This window comes from Streptomyces sp. 549 (assembly GCF_030124175.1).
Classification (GTDB): Bacteria; Actinomycetota; Actinomycetes; order Streptomycetales; family Streptomycetaceae; genus Streptomyces.
The window spans coordinates 39,231-60,872 of sequence record NZ_JASKMT010000023.1 but is presented as its reverse complement, the minus strand read 5'-3'; the positions used below and the strand labels follow the sequence as shown (position 1 = coordinate 60,872).

17 protein-coding genes are annotated in these 21,642 nt (G+C 73.4%); 7 read left to right on the top strand and 10 right to left on the bottom strand.

Translation table 11 applies throughout. From position 1 onward, the window contains the following. Positions 1 to 216 precede the first annotated feature (216 nt). Both QNO07_RS21780 and QNO07_RS21775 read left to right on the top strand, forming a co-directional pair. Positions 217 to 2,142: an outer membrane protein assembly factor BamB family protein gene (locus QNO07_RS21780; protein WP_283993920.1), complete on the top strand. Its 1,926-nt coding sequence runs from the start codon at positions 217 to 219 to the stop codon at positions 2,140 to 2,142. 746 nt (positions 2,143 to 2,888) lie between these two features. Then, positions 2,889 to 3,557, top strand: a complete 669-nt coding sequence (locus tag QNO07_RS21775; protein ID WP_283993919.1) for a response regulator transcription factor — start codon at positions 2,889 to 2,891, stop codon at positions 3,555 to 3,557. Between the two features lie 174 nt (positions 3,558 to 3,731). On the opposite strand, the gene QNO07_RS21770 is transcribed toward QNO07_RS21775, so the two are convergent. Then, a complete protein-coding gene (locus QNO07_RS21770) occupies positions 3,732 to 4,175 on the bottom strand; it encodes a GNAT family N-acetyltransferase (RefSeq protein WP_349636862.1) in 444 nt (147 codons plus the stop codon). Positions 4,176 to 4,421: 246 nt separating this feature from the next. On the opposite strand from QNO07_RS21770, the gene QNO07_RS21765 reads away from it, so the two are divergent. Beyond that, positions 4,422 to 5,141, top strand: coding sequence for a LuxR C-terminal-related transcriptional regulator (locus tag QNO07_RS21765; RefSeq protein WP_283993917.1), 720 nt, complete (start codon positions 4,422 to 4,424; stop codon positions 5,139 to 5,141). Between the two features lie 74 nt (positions 5,142 to 5,215). On the opposite strand, the gene QNO07_RS21760 is transcribed toward QNO07_RS21765, so the two are convergent. Beyond that, positions 5,216 to 5,713: a MarR family winged helix-turn-helix transcriptional regulator gene (locus QNO07_RS21760; RefSeq protein ID WP_283993916.1), complete on the bottom strand. Its 498-nt coding sequence runs from the start codon at positions 5,711 to 5,713 to the stop codon at positions 5,216 to 5,218. 137 nt (positions 5,714 to 5,850) lie between these two features. On the opposite strand from QNO07_RS21760, the gene QNO07_RS21755 reads away from it, so the two are divergent. Next, complete coding sequence (locus QNO07_RS21755) at positions 5,851 to 6,669, top strand: trans-aconitate 2-methyltransferase (RefSeq protein WP_283993915.1); 819 nt, start codon at positions 5,851 to 5,853, stop codon at positions 6,667 to 6,669. A gap of 131 nt (positions 6,670 to 6,800) precedes the next feature. After that, on the top strand, positions 6,801 to 7,313 hold the full coding sequence (locus tag QNO07_RS21750; protein WP_283993913.1) for a hypothetical protein: 513 nt from the start codon (positions 6,801 to 6,803) through the stop codon (positions 7,311 to 7,313). A 119-nt stretch (positions 7,314 to 7,432) separates the two neighbouring features. Here QNO07_RS21750 and ppc read toward each other — a convergent pair whose 3' ends face one another. Then, entirely contained in the window at positions 7,433 to 10,204 is a 2,772-nt protein-coding gene (ppc, locus tag QNO07_RS21745) for a phosphoenolpyruvate carboxylase (protein ID WP_283993912.1), read from the bottom strand. Positions 10,205 to 10,537: 333 nt separating this feature from the next. Between ppc and QNO07_RS21740 the strand changes: the two genes are divergently transcribed. After that, complete coding sequence (locus QNO07_RS21740) at positions 10,538 to 11,593, top strand: acyl-CoA desaturase (protein WP_283993911.1); 1,056 nt, start codon at positions 10,538 to 10,540, stop codon at positions 11,591 to 11,593. After that, a complete protein-coding gene (locus QNO07_RS21735; protein ID WP_283993945.1) occupies positions 11,593 to 12,270 on the top strand; it encodes a TetR family transcriptional regulator in 678 nt (225 codons plus the stop codon). The genes QNO07_RS21740 and QNO07_RS21735 overlap by 1 nt, the downstream gene beginning before the upstream one ends. 43 nt (positions 12,271 to 12,313) lie before the next feature. Here the strand turns inward: QNO07_RS21735 and pth are convergent, their stop codons facing one another. The 7 genes from pth to QNO07_RS21700 form a co-directional block, all read right to left on the bottom strand. Beyond that, the gene (gene pth, locus QNO07_RS21730; RefSeq protein WP_283993909.1) at positions 12,314 to 12,907 is read right to left on the bottom strand and encodes an aminoacyl-tRNA hydrolase; all 594 of its coding nucleotides are present in this window, start codon (positions 12,905 to 12,907) and stop codon (positions 12,314 to 12,316) included. Between the two features lie 203 nt (positions 12,908 to 13,110). Next, positions 13,111 to 13,698: a 50S ribosomal protein L25/general stress protein Ctc gene (locus QNO07_RS21725; RefSeq protein ID WP_283993908.1), complete on the bottom strand. Its 588-nt coding sequence runs from the start codon at positions 13,696 to 13,698 to the stop codon at positions 13,111 to 13,113. Positions 13,699 to 13,898: 200 nt separating this feature from the next. Beyond that, entirely contained in the window at positions 13,899 to 14,879 is a 981-nt protein-coding gene (locus QNO07_RS21720; protein ID WP_283993907.1) for a ribose-phosphate diphosphokinase, read from the bottom strand. A 92-nt stretch (positions 14,880 to 14,971) separates the two neighbouring features. Next, positions 14,972 to 16,429 (bottom strand): bifunctional UDP-N-acetylglucosamine diphosphorylase/glucosamine-1-phosphate N-acetyltransferase GlmU, encoded by a 1,458-nt coding sequence (gene glmU, locus QNO07_RS21715; protein ID WP_283993906.1) that lies wholly within the window; start codon positions 16,427 to 16,429, stop codon positions 14,972 to 14,974. A gap of 55 nt (positions 16,430 to 16,484) precedes the next feature. Then, complete coding sequence (locus QNO07_RS21710) at positions 16,485 to 17,393, bottom strand: coiled-coil domain-containing protein (protein ID WP_283993905.1); 909 nt, start codon at positions 17,391 to 17,393, stop codon at positions 16,485 to 16,487. Between the two features lie 497 nt (positions 17,394 to 17,890). Then, a complete protein-coding gene (locus tag QNO07_RS21705) occupies positions 17,891 to 20,449 on the bottom strand; it encodes an SUKH-4 family immunity protein (RefSeq protein WP_283993904.1) in 2,559 nt (852 codons plus the stop codon). 5 nt (positions 20,450 to 20,454) lie between these two features. Then, a complete protein-coding gene (locus QNO07_RS21700; RefSeq protein WP_283993903.1) occupies positions 20,455 to 21,429 on the bottom strand; it encodes an SMI1/KNR4 family protein in 975 nt (324 codons plus the stop codon). Between the last annotated feature and the right edge of the window lie 213 nt (positions 21,430 to 21,642).

Here is a 21,642-nt window from a genome sequence, read left to right as displayed (position 1 = left end):
CGGACGCCAGGGGGCGGTCGCGGGTGCTCGGAGGGGCGGTCGGACCCGTGGGTAGGGAACCGGTCCGGCGTCTTCTTGTGTCCGGTGATACAAAGGGCTTCGCTCAACTGCCAGTGAGTTGTCGAGAAATCGGCGGGCCAAATGTCCGATTCGCTCGTCCCTACGGGGGATTGAGGGGCAGGGCAATCGGTCCGCGTGTGGAGAAGGAACCCCGCTATGTCCCAGCCGCCTCCCCCGCCGAACCAGCCGCCTCCGGGCGGCTTCGGCCCCCCGCAGGAACCGTCCGACGGCCAGCAGCCGCAGGCGTCCGGCAAGGACGAGCCGGCGACGCCGGCCGAGTCGCCGACGCCGTCCGGTCAGGCACCGACCCCTCCGCCGGCCCAGCCTCCGGGGCCGCCGCCCGGCCAGGCGCCCGGCCAGGCACCGAACAGTTCCGGCCAGCAGCCGCCCGCCGCCGGCTATGGCTACCCGCAGCCCCCGCAGGGGCCCGGCTACGGCTACCCGCAGGGCCCGCCGCAGGGCCCCGGCCAGCCGCCGCAGGGCTACGGCTACCCCGGTCAGCCGCCGACCCCGCCGTACGGCCAGCCCGGCGCCTACGGTCAGCAGGCCCCATACGGCCAGCAGCCCCAGTACGGCCAGCAGCCGCAGTACGGCCAGCAGCCCGGCTACGGGCAGCCCGGTGCCTACGGTCAGCCCGGCCCGTACGGGCAGCAGCCGACGTACCCGTTGCCGGTCACCGGGCAGAAGGGCCCCGGCGACAACAAGAAGCTGATGATCATCATCGCGGCCGTGGTCGCGACGGTGCTGGTCGCCGTGGGCGGCGTGTTCTTCCTCACCCGGGGCGACGGCGACGGCAAGGACGAGTCCAAGCCCGACACCCAGGGCTCGACCGAGGGCGGCGGTGAGGAGGGCGGCACCGACGGCAAGGGCGGTGACGGCCCCGCCGCGCAGGACGGGCAGGCCGAGCTGGCCTGGCAGAAGCCCGCGCCGGCGCTGGTGGACTCCGACATCCTGATGGACACCCCCGGCACCTGGTTCGTCGGCGACACCGTCGTCAAGTACGAGGTCGACGCGGTCCGTGCCTACGACGTCAAGGACGGCAAGGAGGCGTGGTCGATCAAGGCCGTCCGCGGCGACCAGTGCGTGGCCGCCAACGACAGCTCCAAGGACCGCACGATGATCCTGTGGGGCCGCAAGTGCGAGAAGGCGATGGGCATCGACCTCGCCAACGGCAAGAAGCTGTGGGACAAGGACCTGCCCGGGCGTGAGGCGGGCGAGATCCCCCGCGTCAGCTTCCCGCAGGCCGGGGTCAGCGGCGAGATCGCCGGTGTCGCGTGGATCGGCGGTTCCGTCGCCTACGACCTGGCCGACGGCAAGGAGCTGTGGAAGGCCAAGCCCACCACCGAGTGCCGGGACCGCGCCTACGTCGGCGGCAAGCAGTTCCTCTCCATGGTCCAGTGCGGCTTCGGCGAGGACGACATGTCGCTGCAGGCGCTGTCGAAGTCGGGCAAGAAGACCGCCGAGTGGAAGGCGCCGTCCGGCGTCAAGATCCAGCGGGTCTTCTCCACCGACCCGCTGGTCGTCGGGGTCAACGCCGGCGGCGCGTCGAGCATCGCCGTCACCGACCTGATGGTCCTGTCGGACGACCTGAAGCTGGAGCAGAAGATCGGCCTCGACCCCGAGCGCTACCAGTACAACTCCAACGGCATCGGTCTCGCCGAGGCGTACAACGTCATCGCCGACAAGGAGCGCAACACGATCTACCTGGAGACGAAGATGCACCAGGGCGACGCCTCCCAGACGAACGAGATCGTGGCGTTCAACCTGGACACCGGCAAGTCCGCCTGGGTCTCCAACCCGACGGAGGAGGGCCGGACCACGCCGGTCGCCGTCGACGGGGACAAGCTCATCGCCTTCGAGGGCGGTGACTACCGCAGCGCCGGCCGGATCACCGCCATCGACACCAAGACCGGCAAGGCGGAGCTGTACGCCAAGCTGCCCGACAAGGAGAGCGAGCTGGTGCAGGGCATGAGCATCTCCAAGACGCAGCCCTTCTGGAAGGACGGCAGCCTCTTCCTCGCCACCCAGAAGCTCTACAAGAAGCCGGAGCTGAACAAGGGCTGGATCGCGGTCTTCCGCTGACCGGCTGACCGGCCAACCCGCAGACGGGCCGACCGCCTGACGGGCCGACCGGCCAACCCGCACCCCGCGTGAGGGCCGGGCGAGTGCATGCACTCGCCCGGCCCTCACGCCGTTCCCGCCACCGGTGGCGGGGAGGCGCACGGCGACGGCTTCGCGCGGCTCCAGGAGGCGTACGCGCTGCTCGACGCACTCGCACACGGCCGCGCCCGAGGTACCCGAGGCGCACTGGATGTGTGCCGGACGAGAGCCCTGGCGGCGGTCGCGCCCGGACCTGTAGCCGGCCTTGCCGCCGTGTCGCCAGGCACGTTGGGTGCAGCTGTTGCCGGCTTTGCGGATGTGCAGAGATCCGCGTCGCAAGAGGTGTTGCAGTCCCCGACGCCCCGATCTACCCCTAGGGCGGCGCGGCACCGCGCTGGTGGTGCGATGCCACGTCGACGACCCCCGGGCGATGATCACGGCGCTTGCTGCGGTGAATCCCGGCCTGCGCACTGGCCCCGCGCGGCGCTGAGCCGGGCTGCCCGAGTCCCCACGGGCCCCGGCGTCCCGGTCCCGATTCCCGTGCCGCAGGTCCGTGCCCCGCCGGCCGGCGGGCGCGGGTGCCGGCGCTCTGCCGCTGGTTGCGACGATTGGGGAGAATGTGGGCATCGCGCAGGTAGTTGAAGGTAGCGGGCGCGTCGCGTCGAACAAGCGTGTAGCTTCCCGGGCAGTAACGCCCGGCGGGGTCCGGGGAGATGACAGGGGGCTGGATGAGCGTGCGGCTCATGGTGGTGGACGAGCACCGGTTGCTGGCGGAAGCACTGGCCTCGGCGTTGAAGCTGCGCGGTCACCGGGTGGTCGCCTCGGCGGCGCCCGCCGCGGGTGCGGCCGAACTCGTGGTGGCGAGGGCGCCGGAGGTGTGCCTGTGGGGCACCGCGTCCCCCGCCGAACCGGGCGTCTTCGACCCGGTCGAGCGCATCAAGCGCAACCGGCCGCAGGTGGCCGTGGTCGTGCTGGGGCCGGTGCCGAGCCCGAAGGGCATCGCCGCCGCCTTCGCGGCCGGCGCCTCCGGCTACGTCCGCCACGACGAGCGCATAGAGGGCGTGGAACGGGCGATGGTCAAGGCCAGGGCGGGGGAGGCGGCGGTGGCGCCGCAGCTGCTGAGGGAGGCGTTCGGCCAGCTCCTCAACCCGGTGGCGGAACCCGACGACGAGGCGGGGCGCCTGCTGCGCCTGCTGACGCCGCGTGAGGTGGAGGTGCTCACCCGGGTCGCCGAGGGTGAGGACACCCGCCTGATCGCCGTCGGCATGGGCATCGCCCCCAGCACCGCTCGCACCCATGTGCAGCGGGTGCTGGTGAAGCTCGGCGTCGGCTCCCGCCTGGAGGCCGCCGCACTGGCCGCCCGCACCGGCCTGCTGGACCGCACCTCCCGGGGCTGACGCCACCCCGACCGTCACCGCCGGGTCGCGTCGGCGTGACGCGCCGGGTGGCCCGACGACCCCTGGGTGGTGCGGGGCCTCGGGCGCGCCCCCGTGTGTCCGGGTGCGCGGGCGCGGGGGGTGCGTGCGCTGCGCGAGGGGGCATCGGACCTGCCGCAGGAGTGCCACCGGCAGTCAGGAGAGCGCTTTCACCAGCAGGTGGTCGGTGCAGCCGGGCGGGTAGTCCGGGACGGTGCCGATCAGCCGGTAGCCGAGCTTGAGGTAGAAGCCGGGGGCCTGGAAGTCCCACGTCTCCACGCGGGAGTGCAGGCAGCCGTGCTCGGTGCGGGCCAGTTCCTCGGCCCGGTGCACCAGGTGGCTGCCGAGGCCGCCGCCGCGCAGGCCCTCGGCGACCCAGAGCAGTTCCACGTGCAGCCAGCGCCCCCAGGCGTAGCCGATCAGCCCGGCCGCGAGCCGGCCGTCATCGGTGAAAGCGCAGACCTGCACCGGCACTTCCTCGTCGGCCGTGGTGCCGCGCAGGGCGCTCATGACCGGCGAGCGCAGCGAGTTGGTGTCGGAGAGGCGCGCCTCGATCATTCTGCGGCGTTCGGGGCTGACTTCCGTATCAAGTTGCCACACGCACCTCACCATAAGCGGGCCCGAGCTGTCAGTTTGGCCAATCCCCTTCCGCTCCCCGGTACCGCCCTTACGCTGAGGAACGGCATCGGTGGGGGCCGGTGCCTTTTTTGGGGGCGGGCGGGTCGGCTGCGGACCCGGGAGCGGCAGCGGTACGACGGGCACGGCGGCGGCCGGGCGGTCGGTCCGGGGCGCGCTCGCGGTTCTGGCCGGCGGGCAGCTCGTCCCTCTTGGGCGCAGGGGGTGGATGTGCAACGTATCCGGGTTCTGGTGGTCGACGACCATCGTATTTTTGCCGAGTCGCTGGCCGCGGCGCTCGCCGCGGAGCAGGACGTGGAGGTGATGGCGGCCGGCAGCGGTCCGGTGGCACTGCGCTGCCTGGAACGGGCGGCGGCCGAGGGCCGGCGGTTCGACGTGCTGCTGATCGACGCGGATCTGAGCGGCGCGCTCACCGCCGAGGCGGGCGGGGCCGGTGACGGTGCGCCGCCGCTGGTGGTGCGGCTGCGCGGGCTGCATCCTGAGCTGCGCACGGTGGTGCTGGCCGAGCGGGACGAGCCGCGGCTGGCGGCGGTGGCGCTGCAGGCCGGGGCGTCCGGCTGGGTGGCGAAGGACTGCTCGCTGTCGCGGCTGCTCCAGGTGATCCGCGGAGTGCTGCGGGAGGAGACGCATCTGCCGCCCGCGCTGCTCACCGGGGTGCTGCGGGAGCTGACGGCGAGCCGCAAGCACCGTTCGGAGAGCGAGCGGCTGGTCGCCTCGCTCACCCCGCGCGAGCACGAGGTGCTGCGCTGCATGGTCGCCGGGCTGGGCCGCAAGGCGGTGGCGGAACGGCTGTTCCTGTCCCCGCACACCGTGCGGACCCACATGCAGAACGTGCTGGGCAAGTTGGGAGTGCACTCGACCCTGGCAGCGGTGGCGCTCGCCCGGCGGGCCGGTATCGGCCCGGTCGACCTGGAGCAGGCAGCCGTCTGACGGCAGCCGGCTGCCGTCAGACATCCCCGGCTGGCCCGGGCTGATCCCGGCGGGGCCGCCGCGATCAGCCGGAGTCAGCCGGGGATGTTGTCGAACGGGGCGGTGAGCTGCCGCAGCAGTCCGGCGAGTTCCATGCGCTGACCGGGCGACAGCTCCACCAGGATGGCCCGCTCCTGGGCGAGCAGTCCGGCGAGAGCCTGGTCGGCGCGGTCCCGGCCCTCCGGGGTGAGCCGCACCAGCACGCCGCGCCGGTCGCTGGGGTCGGGCAGCCGGGCCACCAGGTCCTTCTTGACCAGCCGGTCGATGCGGTTGGTCATGGTGCCGGACGTCACCAGGGTCTGCGTGAGCAGCTGGCCGGGGGAGAGCTGATAGGGATCACCTGCCCGGCGCAGCGAGGTGAGCACGTCGAACTCCCACGGCTCGAGTTGGTGTTCGGCGAAGGCGATCCGCCGGGCCCGGTCGAGGTGGCGGGCGAGGCGGCTCACCCGGCTGAGAACCTCCAGCGGTTCCACGTCGAGATCGGGGCGTTCGCGCCGCCATGCTGCGACCAGTCTGTCGACCTCGTCCTCCATGGTCATCAGTGTAGTAGTTCTGTCGGCATGAAGTTTCTTGACATCAAGACAAAATCCCGTGGATGCCCGCCCTCCGCCGGTGGAAGGCTCCGAGCGCGACACGCACACGCAAGACGCCCGCAAGGAGGCCACGTCCGATGCCAGCCGCTCCTGTCTGGGACCCGCAGCAGTACCTCCGGCACGCCGACCACCGCACCCGGCCCTTCCACGACCTGCTCGCCCGGATACCCCGGCTGCCCACCGGCGGCCGTCCGCCCCGCATCGCCGACCTGGGGTGCGGGCCCGGCAACGTCACGGCGCTGCTCGCCGACCGCTGGCCGGACGCCCTGATCACCGGTTTCGACAGCTCCCCGGACATGCTGCGGGCCGCCCGCAGGCACGCCGGCCCCACCCCGGGCGGTGGGCGGCTCGACTTCGCTCCCGGTGACATAGCGCACTGGGACCCGCCGGGGGCCTTCGACCTGATCGTCTCCAACGCCGCCCTGCAGTGGGTGCGCGGCCACGCCGAACTGTTCAAGGGCTGGCTGGAGGCGCTGCCGCCGGGCGGTGTGCTCGCCTTCCAGGTGCCAGGCAACTTCGTCGCGCCCAGCCACGCCCTGCTGGGCGAGCTGTGCGACTCGCCGCGCTGGCGCGACCGGCTGGGCGAGCAGGGCCGCCGCTACGTGCACATCCTCGAACCGTACGAGTACCTCCAGCGCCTCACCGACGCGGGCTGCGCGGTGGACGCCTGGGAGACGACCTACGTGCAGCTCCTCCAGGGCGAGGACCCGGTGCTGGACTGGGTGCGGGGCACGGCGCTGCGGCCGGTGCTGACCGCGCTCGCTGACGACCCGCAGGCCGGCGACGCGTTCGTGGCCGAGTACCGGGACCGGCTGCGGCTCGCCTACCCGCCCGGCCCGCACGGCACGGTCTTCCCGTTCCGCCGCATCTTCACGGTGGCCAGGAAGCGCGACTGAGCCCGGTTGCCCCGGCTCGCGGAACCGCAGGTTCCGGCAGGAAAGGGGCCGGACGCGGTGGACTTCCGCAAACCGGGGCAACGTCAATCGCAGGTTGACCAGCGGGGCCGTGATGGCCAAGTATCGCGGCCATGCCGACCAGCACCGCCAAGCGCAGGCACGTCCGGCGGCCCTCCAGGGGCCGCGGACTGCTGCTGCTCGCCAGGAACACCGTGATGGGCCTGGTGGCGCTGCTGCTGCTCGCCGCGGGAGTGTGGACGTCCTGGGACAGCGCCCAGCACACCATGCTCACCACCGGCCGCGAACAGGGCACCATGACGGTCGAGAACTGCGACGACGGGACCTGCACCGGCCCGTTCGCCCCCACCCAGGGCCGGGGCAGCGTGCGCGCCGAGGTCACGCTCGACGAGTTGCTGGCCCGCAGCACGGGGGAGCGGCTGTCGGTGGTGCTGCGCCCCGGCACCGACGACGCACTGCGCACCGGCCCGGCCGGCATCCTGCACTCCTGGACGCCGCTGGCCGGCGCCCTGCTGCTGGCCGCCCTGGTGGTGGCGGGCGGCCTGCGCATGCGCCGCACCGCCTGGACGCTGGGCCTGCTCGGCGGCGCCCTCATGGGCGCCGCCTTCGCCGCCCTGCAGCTCTGACGCCCGCCCGAGCCCGAGCGGGCCGCTCCCCGGACCCGAGCGGGCCGGTCACCCCCGCACCTGTGCGGGGGTGACCGGCCCGAAGGGACGGCCCGGTGCGGGTCAGCCGGTGTTGGCGATCAGCCGGTGTTGCGCAGGCCGGCCGCGACGCCGTTGACGGTGAGCAGCAGCGCGCGGGACAGCACCTGGTCCGGGGCCTCGCCGCGCTCGGCGGCCTTGCGCTGCCGGTCCAGCAGGGCGACCTGGAGGTAGGAGATCGGGTCCAGGTAGGCGTCCCGGATCTTCAGCGTCTGCTTCAGCACCGGGTTGGCGTCGAGCAGCGCGTCCTCGCCGGTGATGCGCAGAACCTCCCGCACGGTCAGCTCGTGTTCGGCCTCGATGGTGGCGAAGACGTGCCGCAGCTCCTCGGGCACCAGCGTGTCCACGTAGTGCCGGGCGATCCGCAGGTCGGTCTTGGCCAGCGTCATCTCGACGTTGGACAGGAAGTTCTGGAAGAAGTGCCACTTGCCGTAGGCCTCCTCCAGCACCCCGTCCAGGCCCGCCTCGCGGGCCGCCTTCAGGCCGGTGCCCACACCGAACCAGCCCGGCACGATCTGCCGGGACTGGGTCCAGCCGAAGACCCACGGGATGGCCCGCAGCCCGTCGAGCCCGGCGCCGCTGTCCGGCCGCCGCGAGGGGCGCGATCCCAGGTGCAGCTCGGCGAGCTGGTCGACGGGGGTGGCGGCGAAGAAGTACGCCGGCAGGTCCGGGTCGTCCACAAGCCGCCGGTAGGCGCCGTGCGCCGCGTCGGAGACGGTGTCCATCGCCGCGTCCCAGCGGGCCAGCGCCTCGTCGGACTGGCGGGGGGCGGTGTGCAGTGCGGACGCCTGGAGGGTGGCCGAGACCGTCAGCTCCAGGTTCTCCCGGGCCAGCGACGACACCAGGTACTTGTCGGAGATGACCTCGCCCTGCTCGGTGACCTTGATCTCGCCCTCCAGCGTGCCGTAGGGCTGGGCGAGGATCGCGTCGTGAGTGGGGCCGCCGCCGCGGCCGACCGTGCCGCCGCGGCCGTGGAACAGCCGCAGCCGCACACCGTGCCGGTGGGCGACGTCCCGCAGCCGGCGCTGGGCGCGGTGGATCTCCCACTGCGAGGTGGTGATGCCGCCGAACTTCGAGGAGTCGGAGTAGCCGAGCATGACCTCCTGGAGGTCGCCGCGCAGCGCCACCAGCTTGCGGTAGGAGGGGTCGGACAGCATCGCGTCGAGCAGTTCGTCGGCGATCTTCAGCTCGTCGGTGGTCTCCAGCAGCGGCACGATGCCGATGCGGGCCCAGTCGGCGTGCAGGTCGATCAGACCGGCCTCGCGGGCCAGCACGGCGGCGGCGAAGACGTCGTCCGCGCCCTGGCACATGGAGATGATGTACGACTCGATGACCTCGGGGCCGAAGGTGTCCAGCGCCTTGCGGACCGTCTCGAACACGCCGAGCGTCTTGGTGCCCGCCGCGTCCAGCGGGGCCGGCGCCGGGGCCAGTGGCCGACGCGAGCGCAGTTCCTTGGCGAGCAGCCGGTGCCGGTAGTCGCGCGGCATGTCCTCGTAGCGCCAGGACTCCTCGCCGAGCCGGTCGAACAGCTGGCCCAGCGCGTGGTGGTGCGCGTCGGCGTGCTCGCGCACGTCCATGGTGGCGAGCTGGAGGCCGAACGCGGCCAGGGTGCGCAGCACGCGCTCCAGCCGGCCGTCGGCGACCAGCGCGCCGCGGTGCTCGCGCAGTGACTGCTGCACCACGGACAGGTCGTCCAGCAGCTCGCCGGTTCCCAGGTAGTCGCGGCCGGGGACGTGAGCGGTGCTGTTCGCCAGCCGCTCACGGGTGTTGAGCAGCTTCTGCCGGACGCAGGTCACCTTGAGCCGGTACGGCTCCTCGGAGTTCAGCCGCTTGTAGCGGGGGGTGATCTCCGGCAGCTGCTCCAGGTCGGCGGCGAGCGAGTCCAGCAGCTCCTGGGTGGCGCCGCAGTTGCGGATGGAGTTGGACAGCGCGCCGCGCAGCTCGTCGATGTGCTCCAGCGCCTGGCTGATGCCGTGCTCGTGCTGGAGCAGCAGTACGTCCCACGTCACCTGCGGGGTGACGTTGGGGTTGCCGTCGCGGTCGCCGCCGATCCAGGTGCCGAAGGTCAGCGGGCGGCTGCCGGGGGGCAGCGGCGCGCCGGCCCGCTCCAGCTCGGCGGACAGGTCCTCCAGCAGGTCGCCGACCGCGCCGCGGTGCAGCTCGTCCAGGTAGTAGACGGCGTTGCGGGCCTCGTCGGTGGGCTCGGGCCGGGCGACGCGCAGCTCGTCGGTCTGCCAGATGAGGTCGATGTTCTCCGCCAGCCGCAGGTCGGTGCGGCGCCGCTCGGCGTCGTCCACCGTGTCGAGCAGTTCGGCGATCTTCCGCAGCTTGGTCAGCACCGAGCGGCGTGCGGCCTCGGTGGGGTGCGCGGTGAAGACGGGACGCACGCCGAGGTTCCCGGCGGTCTGCCGCAGGTGCTCGGGGTCGGCGTCCTTGAGCATGTCGGCGGTGCGGGCGAGGCTGCCGCCCTCGGCCGCCCGGCGGGCGCGCAGTTCCCGGCCGCGGTGCACCTGCTCGGTGACGTTGGCCAGGTGGAAGTAGGTGGAGAAGGCGCGGACCAGCTTGGCGGCCGTCTCCAGGTCGGTGTCACCGAGCAGCTCGGCGGCGGCTTCGCCGTCACTGCGGGTCAGCGCCCGGACGCGTTCGACCAGCTCCAGCGTCTCCGGGCCCTCCTGCCGTACCAGGGTCTCGCCCAGCAGGTCCCCCAGGCGGCGGATGTCGGCGCGCAGGGCGCTGCCGGTATCGGAGCCCTCGGCGCTCTGCGGGGTCTGCGGGGTCTGCGGGTTCACCGGGCGGGCGTCGGCACTGCTCATGAGGGGCGGCTCCTTGCAGCAATCTCGGCGGCATTTCGCTTCTGGCAGGTCACGGACCGCGCTGTCCGACCGCCTCAGGATATGCGGCTGCCCCGAGGCCGGGTCGTGGATGTCCACCCAACGGTCAGCGGGTGCTTCCGGGGGCCGCGTCTCGGCGGGGTGCGCGGAAGAGGGGCTTCCGTACCTACGAAACCGTAGGTTACGGTGGCGTAAGGGGCCGGGTCGACGAACCCGGCCGTCAGCCCCCGAACGCGTTACCGGAGTTACCCCAGTGACCCGCGTGACATGAGCCTTCTGAGTACCCGAGTCGCTGAAGCATTCCGAGGACGCAGTATGACCGCCACACCCGACCTGGCGCCCGACGCCGCCACCAGCACCCCCGCCACCAAGGGCATCCCCGCCCCCGCAGGCGCCACAGCCCCTGCAAGCGCAGGGGCGGCCCCCGACGGGACACTGAGCGGTGACGGCCGCGGCACGCTGGAGCAGGTCACCCTGCTGCTGTTCATCGCCGTTCCGTTCGCCGCGCTCGTCGCGGCCGTCCCGCTCGCCTGGGGCTGGGGCGTGAGCTGGCTGGACCTGGGCCTGCTCGTCGCGATGTACTTCATCGGCTGCCACGGCATCACCATCGGCTTCCACCGCTACTTCACGCACGGCTCCTTCAAGGCGAAGCGCCCGCTGCGCCTCGCCCTCGCAGTGGCCGGCTCGCTGGCCGTCGAGGGGCCCGTGGTGCGCTGGGTGGCCGACCACCGCAAGCACCACAAGTTCTCCGACGCCGAGGGCGACCCGCACTCGCCGTGGCGCTACGGCGAGACCGTGCCGGCGCTGATGAAGGGCCTGTGGTGGGCCCACATCGGCTGGATGTTCGACACCGAGAAGACGCCGCAGCACACCTACGCGCCCGACCTGGTCAAGGACCCGGCCATCCGGCGCATCTCCCGCCAGTTCCTGCTGTGGACGGTCGTGTCGCTGATGATCCCGCCGCTCGTCGGCGGACTGGTCACCTGGTCCTGGCAGGGTGCGCTGACCGCGTTCTTCTGGGGCTCGCTGGTGCGGGTGTCGCTGCTGCACCACGTCACCTGGTCGATCAACTCCATCTGCCACGCCGTCGGCAACCGCCCCTACCGGTCCCGCGACCGGTCGGGCAACGTGTGGTGGCTGGCCGTGCTGTCCTGCGGCGAGTCCTGGCACAACCTGCACCACGCGGATCCCACCTGCGCCCGCCACGGTGTGCAGCGCGGCCAGATCGACTCCAGCGCCCGGCTGATCCGCTGGTTCGAGAAGGCCGGATGGGCGTACGACGTGCGCTGGCCGCAGCAGAGCCGGCTGGACGCCCGGCGTGTACCGGAAAGTCCTTCCCGGCGCAAGGCCGAACCGGCCGACGCGGCATGATGGAGCCTGTGGCGACCGACGAGACGAGCAACCAGACCAAGCCCGCCGGCCCCACCCGGCGGGCACGCCGGCGCATGACGGGCAAGGAACGGAGGGAACAGCTGCTGGACATCGGACGGCGGCTGTTCGCCGAACGGGGGTTCGAGGGGACGTCGGTGGAGGAGATCGCGGCCAAGGCCGGGGTTTCCAAGCCGGTGGTCTACGAGCACTTCGGCGGCAAGGAGGGCCTGTACGCGGTCGTGGTCGACCGCGAGATGCGGCAGCTGCTCGACATGGTCACCGACGGGCTGACCGCCGGCCATCCGCGGGAGCTGCTGGAACAGGCCGCGTTCGCACTGCTCGACTACATCGACCAGTACACCGACGGCTTCCGCATCCTGGTCAGGGACTCGCCCGTGGCCCAGTCCACCGGTACCTTCGCGTCGCTGATCAGCGACATCGCCACCCAGGTCGAGGACATCCTCGGGCATGAGTTCAAGGCCCGCGGCTTCGACCCGAAACTGGCGCCGCTCTACGCGCAGGCGCTGGTCGGCATGGTCGCGCTGACCGGCCAGTGGTGGCTCAACGTGCGCCGTCCGAAGAAGGCCGAGGTCGCCGCGCACCTGGTCAACCTGGCCTGGCACGGCCTGGACGGCCTGGAGCAGAAGCCCCGGCTCATCGGCCACCGCCGCTCCTGACCGCGGCCGGCGGCCCCCGGCTCAGCGGGACGGCTGCGGGCCGTCAGGAGTTGTAGGTGGTCTGGGCCCGTTCCAGCCCGTCCACCAGCAGCGTCTCCACCGCGTCGGTGGCCCGGTCGACGAGGTAGTCGAGTTCCTTGCGCTCGGCGGACGAGAAGTCCTTGAGCACGTAGTCGGCGACAGGCATGCGCCCCGGCGGGCGGCCCACGCCGAAGCGGACCCGGTGGTAGTCCGGTCCGAGCGACTTGGTGAGGGACTTCAGGCCGTTGTGGCCGTTGTCACCGCCGCCCTTCTTCAGCCGCAGCTGGCCGTAGCCGATGTCCAGCTCGTCGTGGACGACCACGATGCGCTCGACGTGCACCTTGTAGAAGTCGCGCAGCGCGGTGACCGGTCCGCCGGACAGGTTCATGTACGACATCGGCTTGGCCACCACCACCCGGCGGCTGTCCGGGCCCGGCGCTCCGACGCGGCCCTCGGCGACCTGGGCGCGGGACCTGTGGGTCTTGAACCGGGCGCCCATGCGCGAGGCGAGCAGGTCGGCGACGAGGAACCCCGCGTTGTGCCGGTTGCCGGCGTACTCGGGGCCCGGGTTGCCCAGGCCGGCCACGATCCACAGGTCGCTGGCGGTGTCGCTCATCGGTGTGCTCCCGAAAGGCGTCGAACGGACGGTGTCGGACGGGCGGTGTCGGACGGGCGGTGCCGAGCGGGCGGTGTCGCACGAACGGTGTCGCACGACGGTGCCGTACCCGGGCGCCGCCGGCTCGGCGGGCAGCCGCGCGCCGGGCCGGGCCCGCCACCGGTGGTGCGGTGGCGGGCCCGGCCCGGCGGTGACAGCGGGTGTTACGCGGCGGACTCGTCGGTCTCGGCGCCCTCGGCGGCGGGCTCCTCGGCCTGCGCGGCGAGGACCTGGAGCACGACGGTGTCGTCCTCGACGTTCAGCGTGGTGCCCTTGGGCAGCGGCACGTCCTTCGCCAGGACGGTGTCACCGGAGACGAGGCCCTCGACGGACACGTGGAAGGACTCGGGGATGTGGGTGGCCTCGGCCTCGACCGGCAGCGCGTTGAGCACGTGCTCCAGGATGTGCTGGCCCGGGCCCAGGTCGCCGTCGGCGATGACGGGCACGTCCACCTGGACCGTCTCGCCCTTCTTCACCGTGAGCAGGTCCAGGTGGACCAGGAAGCCGCGGATGGCCTCACGCTGCACGGCCTTGGGGATGACGAGCTCCTTGCGGCCCTCGATGTCCAGGGTGATCAGGACGTTCGACTTCTTCAGGGCCATCATCAGGTCGTAGCTGGGCAGCTCGATGTGCACGGTCTCGGCACCGTGGCCGTAGACCACCGCGGGGACCTTCTGCTCGCGGCGCAGGCGGCGCGCGGCGCCCTTGCCGAACTCGCGGCGGATGGTGGCGGAGATGTTGACGTCGGCCATGGTGGCTCCTCGTACTGGGACGGATCGGACCGTCACCCGGCCCACGACAGGCCTGCTACGAAGAGCACGTCGATAACGGACAGCCGCACCGAACAGGTACGGCCTCCCTCGCCGAGCAACATCGCGATGCTACCCGGCGGGGAGGCCGCAACAGAAATCGATCACCGGTGGGTGAACCGCTCACCGGTGGCCATGGGCAGTCAACCCTGCTCGTCCTCGAAGAGGCTGGTGACGGACCCGTCCTCGAAGACCTCGCGGACCGCGCGGGCGATCATCGGGGCCATGGAGAGCACCGTCACCTTGTCCAGCGCCAGATCCTCCGGCGTGGGCAGGGTGTTGGTGAAGACGAACTCGCTGACCTTGGAGTTCTTCAGCCGGTCCGGCGCGGGGTGGGACAGGATGCCGTGGGTGGCGGTCACGATGACGTCCTCGGCCCCGTTGGCGTACAGCGCCTCCGCGGCGGCGCAGATGGTGCCGCCGGTGTCGACCATGTCGTCCACCAGCACACACACCCGGCCGCGCACGTCGCCGACCACCTCGTGCACGGTGACCTGGTTGGCGACGTCCGGGTCGCGGCGCTTGTGCACGATGGCCAGCGGAGCGCCGAGGCGGTCCGCCCAGCGGTCGGCGACCCGCACCCGGCCGGCGTCCGGCGAGACCACGGTCAGCTTCTCGCGGTCGACCCGGTTGGCGATGTAGTCCGTGAGCAGCGGCAGCGCGAACAGGTGGTCCACGGGGCCGTCGAAGTAGCCCTGCACCTGGTCGGCGTGCAGGTCGACGCTGACCACGCGGTCCGCGCCCGCGGCCTGCAGCAGGTCGGCCATCAGCCGGGCCGAGATCGGCTCCCGGCCGCGGTGCTTCTTGTCCTGCCGCGCGTAGCCGTAGAAGGGGATGACCACCGAGATGCTGCGGGCCGAGGCCCGCTTCAACGCGTCGATCATGATGAGCTGTTCCATGATCCACTTGTTGATGGGCGCGGTGTGGCTCTGGATCAGGAAGCAGTCGGCGCCGCGCACCGACTCCTCGAAACGCACGTAGATCTCGCCGTTGGCGAAGTCGATCGCCTTCGTGGGGACCAGGTCCACTCCCAGCTCGCTGGCCACCTCCTCCGCCAGCTTCGGGTGGGCGCGGCCGGAGAAGAGCATCAGCTTCTTCTCGCTGGTCGTCTTGATCCCGGTCACTGCACCGTCTCCTTGGAATCTGCCAGATGTGCGTCTCTCACCGTACGCCCTTCGCCGAACTCGACCGCTCCGGCCGGTGGGCCGGAGACGGGTCAGACCTGGTCGCCGGAGTCCTGCCCGCCGGCGGACCTCGCCGCCTGCGCGGCGGCGCTGCCGGGGCGCTTGCGGGCCACCCAGCCCTCGATGTTGCGCTGCTGACCGCGTGCCACGGCCAGGGAGCCGGGCGGCACGTCCCGGGTGATCACGGACCCGGCGGCGGTGTAGGCGCCGTCCCCGATCGTGACGGGAGCCACAAACATGTTGTCCGAGCCGGTCTTGCAGTGCGAGCCGATGGTGGTGTGGTGCTTGGCCTCGCCGTCGTAGTTCACGAAGACGCTCGCCGCGCCGATGTTGGTGTACTCGCCGATCGTCGCGTCGCCCACGTACGACAGGTGCGGGACCTTGCTGCCCTCGCCGATCCGGGCGTTCTTCATCTCTACGTACGTGCCGGCCTTCGCCTTCGGCCCCAGCTCGGTACCCGGCCGCAGGTAGGCGTACGGGCCCACCGAGGCGCCCTCGCCGACCCGGGCCGACACCGCCACCGTGTTGCTGACCTGTGCACCGGCGCCCACGTGGGTGTCGGTGAGGCGGGTGTTCGGGCCGACCTCGCAGCCGGCGGCCAGGTGCGTCGCCCCCAGCAGCTGGGTGCCGGGCAGCACCAGCGCGTCCGGCTCCACGGTGACCGCCGCGTCCAGCCACGTGGTGGCCGGGTCCACGACCGTCACACCGGCCAGCATCGCCCGCTCCACCAGCCGCAGGTTCAGCAGCCGCCGCGCCTCGGCGAGCTGCACCCGGTTGTTGATGCCCAGGATCTCCCGGTGGTCGGCGGCGACGGCCGCGCCCACCCGGTGCCCGGCCGTGCGCAGGATGCCCAGGACGTCGGTCAGGTACTCCTCGCCCTGGCTGTTGTCGGTGCTGACCTTGCCCAGCGCGTCGGCCAGCAGCTCGCCGTCGAACGCGAACACGCCGGAGTTGATCTCGCGCACCGCGCGCTGCGCGTCGGTGGCGTCCTTGTGCTCGACGATCGCGGTCACCGCGCCGTCCTCGCCGCGCATGATGCGCCCGTACCCGGTGGCGTCCGGCACCTCCGCGGACAGCACCGTCACCGCGTTGCCGTCGGCGGCGTGCACGTCGGCCAGTGCCTGGAGCGTGTCGCCGGTCAGCAGCGGCGTGTCGCCGCAGGTCACCAGGACCGTGCCGGAGAGTCGCACACCCTCGGCGCGCAGCGCCTCCAGGCCCATCCGGACCGCGTGCCCGGTGCCGTTCTGCTCGGCCTGCACGGCGGTCCGGGCGGCGGCGTCCACCTCGGCGAGGTGCGCGGCGACCCGCTCCCGGCCGTGCCCGACGACCACCACCAGGTGCTCGGGGTCCAGTTCGCGGGACGCGGCGACCACATGGCCGACCAGCGTCCGGCCGCAGATGTCGTGCAGGACCTTCGGCGTCGACGACTTCATACGGGTGCCCTCACCCGCTGCGAGAACGACGACGGCTGCCGGGCGGTTGGCGCTCACGGGTGTGCCCTTCGGCTTCGGGTGAATGTCACCGGAAGGATACCGGGCCGTAGCTCTACCCCCGAGGTCCCCCTGAACCGCCGGTCCCGTCACCGGTCCCACCGCCGGTCCCGGGCGGCGGCTCGTCCTGCGGCGGCTCGTCCTGGGGTTCCTCGTGGCCGCGGCCGGTCAGGGCGGCCAGGCTGGCGCGGACGTGGTCCAGGTGGTCGCGCAGCTCCTCCTTGCGCCCGTCCTGCTCGCGCAGCACCCGCTGGGTCTCCCACTCGATCCGCTCGGCACGTGTCCGCGCCTGCACGAGCAGCTCCTCCGCCTGCCGCTCGGCCCGCTCGTTCTCCTGCCGAGCGGCCTGCTCGGCCTCCGCGTAGGCCCGCTTGGACGCGGTGCGCGCGGCCTCCCCGGCCTGCTCCAGCTTGTTGATGCGGGCGTCCGACTCCGCCTCGTGCCGGGCCAGTTCGCGGTCCAGCGCCTCCAGCCCCGACTTGTGCTCCTGCTCCTGGCCGGCCAGGAGTTCGGCGCAGCTCTGCTCGGCCCCGGCCAGCTTCTGCCGCGCCTCGTCGCGGACCTGCCCGGCTTCGGCGGTCGCGCTCGCGCGCACCTCGGCCGCCTGCCGCCCCGCCGCGTCCAGCGTGCCGCGCGCGGCCTCCTCGGCCGCCCCCCTGATCCGGGCGGCCTCGGCGCGTGCCGCCTCGCGGCGGGCGGTCGCCGCGGCCTCCGCCTCCTCGTGCAGCGCGGCCACCTCGGCGTCCACGTCCTGCCGCAGCTCACCGGCGGCCTGCTCGGCCTCGGTGAGGATCAGGGCCGCCCGCTCGCCCAGCGTCTCGAAGGCCGGCGGCGACAGCGACTCCACCACCAGCCGCAGCCGCTCGGCCTCGGCGGCCAGCCCCTCACTCGCCCGCTCCAACTCCCCGACCCGTTCCAGGGCGAGGCGCTGCTCCTCGTCCAGCGCGGCCAGGCGGGCGTCCACCTGCTCCGGCCGGTAGCCGCGTCGCGCGGTCGCGAACCCGGCACGGTCCGGCCCGGTCCGACCCCCCGGCCCGCCGGCACCCCTGCTGGCACCCGTGAAAGAAATGGCGAGCCCCTCCTTCTGCGCGATCCGCCCGAAGCGTGCCACTTCGGCGGCTGTCGTCCCCAAGCATGCTGCATCCGTGCGGATGCCGGTGTTCCGGGGTATTCGGCCTTTTTCGGAACTGTCCGGTCGTGCGGCTTCCTGTCCGTTCCCACGGACCCGGCGGACGCGTCCCGACCCGCGGACGGCACCGCCCGGGCCCGCCCGCGGCCAACGTGCCGCGCCCCGCAGCGACACCCTGCCCGTCCGCCGCCGTCCGCACTCCTGCGGAGGCACGCCGGCGGGAGAACGACGCCGAAGGGGAGCACCGCTGAAGGGGAGGAGCACAGAAGGGGACCGGCCTGGCGGTCGCGCCGTGCGGCGCGCGCCCTGCCGGTCCCCTTCGGCGGCTCGGATCAGAGCAGGCCGTCCCACATCTGCTCCAGCAGCACCGACCACCAGTTCTCCGGGCCGGACAGCGCCGCCGGGTCCAGTGCGGCCAGCTGGTTCTGGAAGTCGACCGTCCAGCGCCCCGCCTGCTCCTGCGTCAGCCCGTAGCGCAGCCGCCACATGCGTCCCAGCAGGCCCAGACAGCGGGCGAACTCCGGCAGACCGCTGTTCACGAACTGCGGCACCGCCGGACGACCGCTCGCGTCCGCCTCCATCGGCACCGCCACGATGTGCGCGGTGCCGTACTGCACACACAGCTGACGGCCGAAGTCGCTGCCCATCACCAGGTAGGAGCCGGCGTCGGACGCCGGCTGCACGCCGCGCTCCTGGGCGAGTTCGGCCAGCGTGGGCACCGGGCGGCCCGGCTGGGCCTGCGCCCAGAAGAACGGCCCGAAGTCGACCGGCAGGCCCGCCCAGACCAGCGTGTGGGCGACCACCTCGGGCACACCCTGCCGGGAGACCGCGCGCTGGTCGAAGCGGAACACGCCCTGCGGCCCGAACGCCTGGGCCAGCTCGTGGCCGATCGCGTCCGGCGGCACCGGCGGGGCGGGCGGCACCTGCTGCAGTGGAGCCCGCACCGGCGCGGGCCGCGCCGGGCCGTCCGCCACCTGGTGCAACTCGCCCTGGTGCTCGACGAGGTGACGCATGCCCTGCTGCCGGGACGCGTGGTCGCGGCCGTAGGGCGCGGTGTGGCTGACCCGCACCTGCGGCCAGGTCTCCCGGACCATGCGGGCGCAGTAGCCGCCGGGCAGCTCGCAGGACTCCAACTCGGTGTGCAGCTCCAGTACCTGCTGCGGCGGCACGTTCATCTGCCGCAGCTCGTACATGATCTGCCACTCCGGGTGGGGCGTGCCCGGCGCCGAGCGCCGGATGAGCTGCTGCTCCGAACCGTCCGGGGCCCGGTAGCGCAGCACCGCCATGTAGCCGGGGCCGACGGTCGGCAGCCCGGTGGGCTGCTGCGGATAGCCGTACCCCTGCGGGGGCATGCCGCCCTGCGGGGGATGGCCGGGGGTGTGCGGGGCCGGGCCCGGGGCGTGCGGGGCCGGGCCGGGCGGGTGCGGGCCGGCCGGGGGGCCGCTGGGCCCCGACAGCACGGTCGCCGCCTGGTGCACGCCTGCTGCGGGCGCGCCCGGCGTGCCCGGTGCGCCGGGGGCGTGCGGTGCGGCCGGGGCGGACGGCGGGCGCTGTCCGCTTCCGGGCCCGCCGGGCCCGGAAAGCACCGTCGCGGCGTGGTGCACGCCGCCGGAGTTGCCGTCCCCGCCGGGCGGCGGGGTGCGCTCGCCGCGCGCCTGCGCGGCCAGCTCGTCGGCCGGCACCATCCGCGTCGGCACGTAGCCGTCACCGCTGCCTCCGTCACCGCCGCTGCCGCCCGCGCCGCTGCCGTCGCCCTGCGGGCCGGGGCCGCCCGGCCGGGGGCGGGCGCCCGGGGTGCCCGGCGCGCCGGGCGGCGGCGGCACGGACGGGCCGCCGCTCCGCGAGGGGCGGGACGGCACGGAGCCGCGCGGCGCGCGGCTGGTCGCCGCGTCCGCGATGTCGGCCGCGCCCGGCGTGCCAGGCGCCGGGGGCGGCGTCGAGCCGCCCGGCGCGGACGGCGGTCCGAGCGGGCCGGACGACGGGTCGTCCAGGGCCGGGGTGATGCGGGTACTGGGCAGCGAACTGCCGTCCGGCATCAGCTCGGTGCGGGCCTCGCCGCTGCTGGGCGGCGGCGTGCCCTCGTCGTCGCTGCCGCTCAGCGGCGGCGCGAACACCGTCGCCGGGGGAGCCACCGAGCCGCCCGCGTCCGAACCGGAGGTGTCCGCCCAGGGTGAGCCGCCCGCCGAGCGGTCGGCCGGTGCCGGGCCTCCGGAGGAGCCTCCGGCTGCGGGCCAGCCGCCGGACGTGCCGCCGGGCCCCGGAGGCGGCGGTGTGTCACCGGGCCGCGCGTCCTGCGGGACGCCCGACGGGGTCCCCGGCGCGGCCGGCGGCGTCGCGGAACCGTCGGGCTGCGTGTGGCCACCGGACGGGCCGGGGGAGGGGACGGGAGCGGGGCCGCCGGACGGAGCGGACGGCTCGGGATCACCGGCCGCGGCGGAGGCAGCAGGCGCGGCGGACGCACCGGACGTGCCGGAGGCTCCGGACGTGCCGGAGGCTCCGGACGTGCGGCGGTGGTCGGGCACGCCCATGCGGTCCGCTGCCGCCTGCAGCCACTCCGGCGGCGTCAGCAGGAACGACGTCGCCTCCAGGTCCACCGGCTGCGCGGGCGGCGGCGGGGCGTCCGAGGGCGCCCTGACGGCGTACTCCTCCTGGTACCGGCGGATCACCTCGCCCACCGGCAGCCCCGGCCACAGCGTCGACTCGCCGCTGTCGCGGGCGATGACCAGCCGCGTCCGGCCGCCGTCGGACCGAGGACCGTCGGGACGGTCCTCGGCCCAGGCCACGAACCCCAGGTCGAACTCGCGGACCCGCACCTCGCGGTGCTGGTAGGCGGGCACGCCGCCGTTGACCCAGCGCTCGGCGCGCTCCTGCGCCTGTGCGAACGTCACCATCGCCGTCACCCCTCCACCGGGACGGCGCGGGCGAATCCGCCGTCCACCATCAGATTGGCCACGGTCTCCAGCTCCGGCGGATTGCCCGCCAGCCGCAGCAGGAACGCGTCGAAGTCCTCGCCGCACGGCATCAGCAGTTCCGACATGCGCTCCTCCACACCCAGACCGTCGCGGTCCCGGGCGTCGTCGTAGGCGCAGAACCACACCGAGCCGGCGTCCGCACCGCGCACCCGCACCGCGACCAGGCCGCCCTGTACGAAGCCCACGCCGAGGAAGTCCTTCGTCAGGTGGTCCCGCAGGCACTTGTTGACGTAGACGAGGTCGTTCACCGCCGGTTCGTCGCGGACGGTGAGGAACGGCTGGTCCACCAGCAGGCCCAGCTCGGCGTCCAGCGCCACCCCGACCGGCGCGCAGCCGCCCGCCGCCTTCAGGAACGCCCGGTAGGCGCCCGGCAGCCGGTAGCCCAGGGCCTCCTCCACGTGCAGTACGTGCTCCTCGGCGACCGCCACGCCGTGCGGCACCTCGAAGTGCACCGGGCGCGTCTCCTGGAGCGGCCGGGTGCCGCGCTTGCCGTGCTCCACGGCCGCCGTGGCCAGCCCGCCGTGGTGCCGCAGCAGCGCCTTCACCTCGACCGGGACCAGTTCCAGCCGCCGGCCGCCGGGCACGTGGTGCCACGTCCAGCCGTGCGGCGTCGCCACCGGCGGCAGCTCCGCCCACAGCTCGTGCCCGGACGCGTGCAGGGCCGCGTTCGCCGACACGTAGTCGGTGAGCCGCAACTCGTCGACGCCGAAGCCCTCCGGGGGCTCCGCGATCTCCGCCGCGGCCCGCGCGTAGGGGGAGAAGTCGGGGAAGCCGCTGCCGTCCATCCGCAGCCCACCGGGGTAGCGAGCCGCCCGGACCGGGTCCGGGAAGTGCACGACCTGCCCGGCGTAGGCCGTGTTCGGCGGCGCGGCTTGCTGCCCGAGCCGACCTGTAGTCATGACGGTGCTCCCTGGGTGCATCTGGCTGTTCCGCACAGCCTAAGCGAGACCCCCACCACCCCACCCGCCCCGGGCGGCCCCGTTCCCCACCCGCCCGGACACCGCCGCCCGCACCCCCGTCCGCACGGCTGTCCGCACCGCCTGGCACCCCTGCGCAGGCCCTGCCGAACCCGTCCCGAACCACCCGTTCCGGTTACGTCCGGGACCCGGCGG